Here is a 5,324-nt window from a genome sequence, read left to right as displayed (position 1 = left end):
GGTCCGGGTCGCGCCGACCTCGCCGATCGCCATCGCCGTGCATCTGCGTGTCGACACGCTCGACGTGAGCGCGTTCGAACTCGGCGGCACGATGCTGCGGATCGAACGCGAGACGGTCGAGCCCTCGCCCGACGTCGCGACGACGATGCGCCGGATCGGCCGGCTGGTGCGGCTGATCGCCTCCGAGAGCCGGCGGCCGTGCCTCGGCGTCGGAGTCTCGATGCCGTCCCCGGTGCGTGCGAGCGACGGCTACGCCCTGGCGCCGCGGCACATGAACTGGCCGGGCATCCCGGTCCGGGAGCTGGTCGCGGCCGAACTGGCCGCGGCGCCCGGGCTCGACGGCCTGCCGGTGTACGTCGGCAACGACGCCAACCTCGCCGCGCTGGCCGAGCATGTGCACGGTGCGGGCAGGGACGCGCGCAACATGCTGTTCGTCACCACGGAGCACATCGGCATCGGCGGCGCACTGATCAGCTCCGGCCGGCTGTTCCTCGGGGCGAGCGGCTACGCGATGGAGGTCGGTCACACCACGGCGAACCCCGGCGGCGAGCCCTGCCGCTGCGGTGCGCGCGGCTGCCTTGAGACCGAGGCGGACCCGAGGGCGCTGCTGCGCGCGGCCGGCCGCCCCGACACACCGACGACGGGGCTCGAATACCGGGCCCGGGTCGTGCTCGTCGACGCCGCGGCGGGCGACCCGGTCGCGCGCCGGGCCGCGGACACGGTCTCCGGCCGGGTCGGCGCGGGCCTCGCGGTGCTGGTCAACCTGCTGGACCCGGACCGTATCGTGCTCGGCGGCCTGCTCGCCCGGCTGCTGGCGGTGGCTCCGGGGCCGCTGTCCGCGGCCCTGCGCGAGCGCTCGTTCCTGGAGCGCGCGGTCGCGGTCCCGGTGGTCGCGGCGACCCTGTCCGCCCCGGCGCTCGTGGGCGCGGCGCAGACGGCTCTCGCCCCGCTGCTGGTGTGAGCCGCTCTCGCCGAGGGCGTCTCAGTTCTCAGTTCTCAGTTCTCAGTTCTCAGAGCGTCGCGGAAAGGGCTTTGACCGGCATCGAGAGCCGGTCGAGCAGTTCCAGATCCGCTGTCGCCGGGCGCCCGAGCGTGGTCAGGTAATTGCCGACGATCACCGCGTTGATCCCGCCGAGCAGTCCCTGTTCGGTACCGAGGTCTCCGAGCGTGATCTCCCGGCCGCCCGCGTAACGCAGGATCGTGCGCGGAAGCGCGAGCCGGAACGCGGCGATCGTCCGCAGCGCCTCGCGGCCTTCCAGCGGCTCCCGGTCGCCGAAGGGTGTGCCGGGACGCGGGTTGAGGAAGTTCAGCGGCACCTCGTCCGGCTCCAGTTCGGCCAGCTGCGCGGCGAACTCGGCCCGCTGCGGGCGCGTCTCGCCCATACCGACGATGCCGCCGCAGCACACTTCCATACCCGCGTCGCGCACCATGGTCAGTGTCTCCCAGCGCTCTTCCCACGTGTGCGTGGTGACCACGTTCGGGAAGTAGGAGCGCGCGGTCTCCAGGTTGTGGTTGTAGCGGTGCACGCCCATCTCGGCCAGCTCGTCCACCTGCTGCTGCGTCAGCATGCCGAGCGACGCGGCCACGTTGATCTCGACCGCGGCCTTGATCGCCGCGACGCCTTCGCGCATCTGCGCCATCAGCCGCTCGTCCGGCCCGCGCACCGCCGCGACGATGCAGAACTCGCTTGCGCCGGTCGCGGCGGTCTCCTTCGCGGCCTCCACCAGCGACGGGATGTCCAGCCAGGCGGCCCGCACCGGGGTGGGGAAACGGCCGGACTGCGAGCAGAAGTGGCAGTCCTCCGGGCAGCCGCCGGTCTTGACCGACACGATGCCCTCGACCTCGACCTCGGGACCGCACCAGCGCTGCCGTACCTCGTGCGCGAGCGCGAGCAGTTCCTCCAGCCGCTCGTCCGGCATTTCCAGCACGGCGAGCACCTGCGCCTCGTCCAGGCCCCGGCCCTGCTCCAGCACCTGCTCCCGCGCTACGGCCAGGATGTCCACCGTAGCCGCGCCGTCCTCAGCGGTGCTGTTCCCGGCGGCCGGGTCGGCGGATTCCACGGTGACGGTCATGCGAGGCCTTTCGCTCGACGTGGATCTTCATGACGACGCGGTTCTTCACGGCGCAGTCGTCCAGCTCACGGCAGTCTGCCCTATTCAGGAGCGGATGGGGCGAGCAGGGCTGAAACCCCTCGGTCAGGCACAGACGAGTGTGCTCGGCATCGTCAAGCGTCGACTGCTGTGACACCAGGCAGGTCTCCGAAACGCGCCTTGGCGTCGCGGGTGAGCACCATCCGGCCGGACTCGGCTGCGTGCGCGGCAATGATCAGATCATGGGCGCCCCGGCGTGATCCCGTTCGGCGCGCGTGCGCGAGCAGCCGAGCATGGTATGCGGCGGTCGCGTCCGTGTAGTCGAGCACATCGACGACAGACGTGATCGTGGTCAGGGCACGGGCGCGATCAGCGGCGCGTTGCGCGGAGTCGGCGAGTTCGATTCCCACCCGATACTCGGCTACCGTCACGGCCGCGATCGCCAGGTCATCGGCGTCCAGTCCAGCTTGGTCGATGGCGCCCCGCTCGTAGGCGATCAGGATGTTCGTGTCAAGGATCAAGCGTCGGCCCACGGGTCGGCCTCTTCGTGATCGAGCAATTCCAGGGCGCTGGAGATATCGAGTGCGAACTTGTCATCCGGTGCTGGGATGCCGGCGAGCGCTGCGCGCAGATCGGCTCCGGTGCGGCGGTGGGCCGGACCGATCTCGGCTACGGGATGGTTTCCACGCGTGATGGTGATGGTCTCACCGCGCTCGATCGCGTCGAGCAGGTCCGAAAACTTCCGCGAAGCCTCGGTGGCCGTCATGGTACGCATGGCTTCAGTGTATCTGAGAATCAGATTTTTTGCGCGAACCACGCTTTAGAGGCCGTAGCGGGAGCGGAAGGCGGACGCGTCGAACGTGCCGCCGAAGGCGGGGGACAGGCCCGCGCGGGCGGCCAGCAGGAAGTCGGGGGCGTCGAGTGTGCCCGCGCCGGACCGGATCGCGCCGGCGAGCGGCCGGGCGGCGAGCGTTTCCAGGTCGCGGATGTTGCAGCGCATCGCCAGATCCGGCTCGTCCGGTTCGCACGGCCAGCTGCCGAGCACAACCCCGGCGAGCTCGACGCCGCGCAGCGCCATCGATTCCAGGGTCAGCGCGGTGTGGTTGAGCGTGCCGAGCGCCGGGTCGGCGACCACCAGGACCGGGGCGTTCAGGTCGCGCGCGAGGTCGGCGAGGGTCGTGCCGTCCTCGTCGTAGCGCACCAACAGCCCGCCCGCACCCTCGACCAGGACCAGGCGGCGTGAGTCCGCGAGCTTGCGGATGTCGGCGGCCGCGTCGTGCAGCGAGACCGGCGGCAGGCCGCTGATCCGCGCTGCGGCTGCGGGGGAGAGCGGGTCCGGGTAGCGGGCGTACTCGTATGTGTCAGTGTCCGCGAGCCCCGCGAGCCGGGCTACGTCGGCGAGATCCCCGGGTTCGTCCTCGGCCACACCGGTCTGCGCGGGCTTGACCACGGCCAGCGACGCGCCGCGCGTCGCCGCCAGCGCCGCCAGCGCCGCCGTCGCAATCGTCTTGCCGACGCCGGTACCGGTCCCGGTGACCACGAGAATGCTCATTCCAGCGAGTCTATGTGCGCATGACCGGAGTCTGCTTGAGGTCAGCCGCCGGGAGGCCACGGCACCTGCGGCGATCTGTAGTATTTGACGCCCAGGGCTTTCCAGCGCGGTCCCTGCGAGGCCAGGCGCAGCCTGAAGGCGGACCAGTCGTGCGTGGACCAGGGTGACCAGCCCAGTTCGGCGATCGCGGGCAAGCGCGGGAAGGCCATGTAGTCGATGTCGAAGTTGAACACGACGGTCTCGGTCCACAGATCCGCTTCGACACCGAGCACCGAAGAGGTGTCGACCCCGGGCAGATACGTTCCCGGGTCCCAGTTGTACGCGTCCTGGACCTCGACGTATCCGGCCCAGTGCAGGCCGAGCGTGGTCGCGGCGTCGTACTTCTGGTCCAGGTAGGTGTGGCTCGCCGGATCGAGCACGAGTTGGGTCCCCGCGGCGGCCGAGCGCTTGAGCTGCGCGGTCGGGAAACCGGGACTCCAGTACGTCGCGACGGCCGGTGTCCCGATCGATGCCGAAGTGATCTCCTGCCAGCCCCACGGCGTCTTGCCGTCCGCGCGCACGTCCGCTGCCGCTTGGCCCACGATCTTCGTGTAGTCGGCCGCCGAGGTCGCCTGCGCTTCGTCGCCGCCGATACCGATGTACGGCCCCGGCGTTAGGGCGGCGACCTGCCGGATAACGTCGGCGAGGAATGCGTATATCGTGGGTTTGCCAGCGCACAGCGAGCTGAATCCGATGTCGATGCCCGTGAACACCGGCCGCGGCTTTCCGTCACAACTGAGCTGCGGGTATGACGCCAGCGCGGCAGTCACATGCCCCGGAACGTCGATCTCCGGGATGATCGTCACATACCGCGCCTGAGCGTAGGCGACCAGCTTGCGGTAGTCATCCTGTGTGTAGAAGCCGCCCGCGCGCCCACCGACCTCGGTGCGTGCTCCGATGCCGGTCAGTTTCGGCCAGCCGTCGATCGCTAACCGCCAGCCCTGATCGTCCGTCAAATGCAGGTGCAGATAGTCGACCTTGTACAGCGCGATCTCGTCGATGTACCGCTCCACGTCCGCGACACCGAAGAAATGCCGGGCGACATCGAGACCTGCGGCGCGGTACGCGAAGCGGGGCGAGTCGACGACGTGCCCGGAAGGTACGGTCCATGAGACATCGTGCTGAGCGGAGCGCTGCTCGACCTCAGGAGGCAACAGCTGGCGGAGCGTCTCGACGGCGTGGAACAGTCCGGCCGGCTCGTTGGCAGTGGCGGTGATCTGATCACCTGCCACGTCGAGCCGGTACCCCTCGGGGCCGAGCTGCTTGTCGGGGCTTGCTCCCGTGAGTGCCAGCCGGATTCGGCCGCCACCGGGGCCGTCGCTCGTCCCGACAGCCAGTGGGTAGCCGGTGGAGGGACGTAGCAGTGCGGCCAGGTAGTCGCCGACACCTCGCGCCGGGATGGAGTCCGCGGGCACGGAGACGGCGGTCGACGAGGTGATCGTGAACTGGCCTCCGGTCGCCGCCGCGTGTACCGGAGCGGGAACGATGCCGGCGTAATCAGCCTTCTGTTGGGCGGTCGGCGGCGGTACCGCCGCCGACCCGCCGACCACACCGGTTCCGAGTCTGGTGCCGAGTCCGATGCCCGCCGCCGCGAGGACCGCCAGGATGATCACGACGAGCCGGCGCGACAGACGGCGGTCGGC

General features: G+C 70.2%; 6 protein-coding genes. 1 reads left to right on the top strand and 5 read right to left on the bottom strand.

Annotated features, from left to right (window positions below):
- On the top strand, window positions 1-961 hold a 961-nt coding region (locus KGA66_RS27980; RefSeq protein ID WP_211472421.1), incomplete at its 5' end, for an ROK family protein.
- A 49-nt stretch (window positions 962-1,010) separates the two neighbouring features.
- Here KGA66_RS27980 and bioB read toward each other — a convergent pair.
- The 5 genes from bioB to KGA66_RS27955 form a co-directional block, all read right to left on the bottom strand.
- Window positions 1,011-2,072, bottom strand: coding sequence for a biotin synthase BioB (bioB, locus tag KGA66_RS27975; protein ID WP_211472419.1), 1,062 nt, complete (start codon window positions 2,070-2,072; stop codon window positions 1,011-1,013).
- 152 nt (window positions 2,073-2,224) lie between these two features.
- Window positions 2,225-2,623, bottom strand: a complete 399-nt coding sequence (locus tag KGA66_RS27970) for a type II toxin-antitoxin system VapC family toxin (protein WP_211472417.1) — start codon at window positions 2,621-2,623, stop codon at window positions 2,225-2,227.
- Window positions 2,608-2,865 (bottom strand): type II toxin-antitoxin system Phd/YefM family antitoxin, encoded by a 258-nt coding sequence (locus KGA66_RS27965; protein WP_211472415.1) that lies wholly within the window; start codon window positions 2,863-2,865, stop codon window positions 2,608-2,610. Before KGA66_RS27965 ends, KGA66_RS27970 begins: the two co-directional genes overlap by 16 nt.
- 45 nt (window positions 2,866-2,910) lie before the next feature.
- The gene (gene bioD / locus KGA66_RS27960) at window positions 2,911-3,642 is read right to left on the bottom strand and encodes a dethiobiotin synthase (RefSeq protein ID WP_211472413.1); all 732 of its coding nucleotides are present in this window, start codon (window positions 3,640-3,642) and stop codon (window positions 2,911-2,913) included.
- A gap of 41 nt (window positions 3,643-3,683) precedes the next feature.
- The coding region (locus KGA66_RS27955; protein ID WP_211472411.1) for a beta-N-acetylhexosaminidase at window positions 3,684-5,324 on the bottom strand (1,641 nt) is incomplete at its 5' end.

This window comes from Actinocrinis puniceicyclus, from assembly GCF_018283645.1.
Classification (GTDB): domain Bacteria; phylum Actinomycetota; class Actinomycetes; order Streptomycetales; family Catenulisporaceae; genus Actinocrinis; species Actinocrinis puniceicyclus.
Note: the sequence above shows the minus strand (reverse complement) of the source record. Positions and strands in the feature narration are given on the sequence as shown.

Excerpts from the sequence above, each read along its gene's own strand:
- bioD (WP_211472413.1), bottom strand. The coding sequence starts at position 3,642 with ATGAGCATTCTCGTGGTCACCGGGACCGGTACCGGCGTCGGCAAGACG.
- bioB (WP_211472419.1), bottom strand. The coding sequence starts at position 2,072 with ATGACCGTCACCGTGGAATCCGCCGACCCGGCCGCCGGGAACAGCACC.
- KGA66_RS27965 (WP_211472415.1), bottom strand. The coding sequence starts at position 2,865 with ATGCGTACCATGACGGCCACCGAGGCTTCGCGGAAGTTTTCGGACCTG.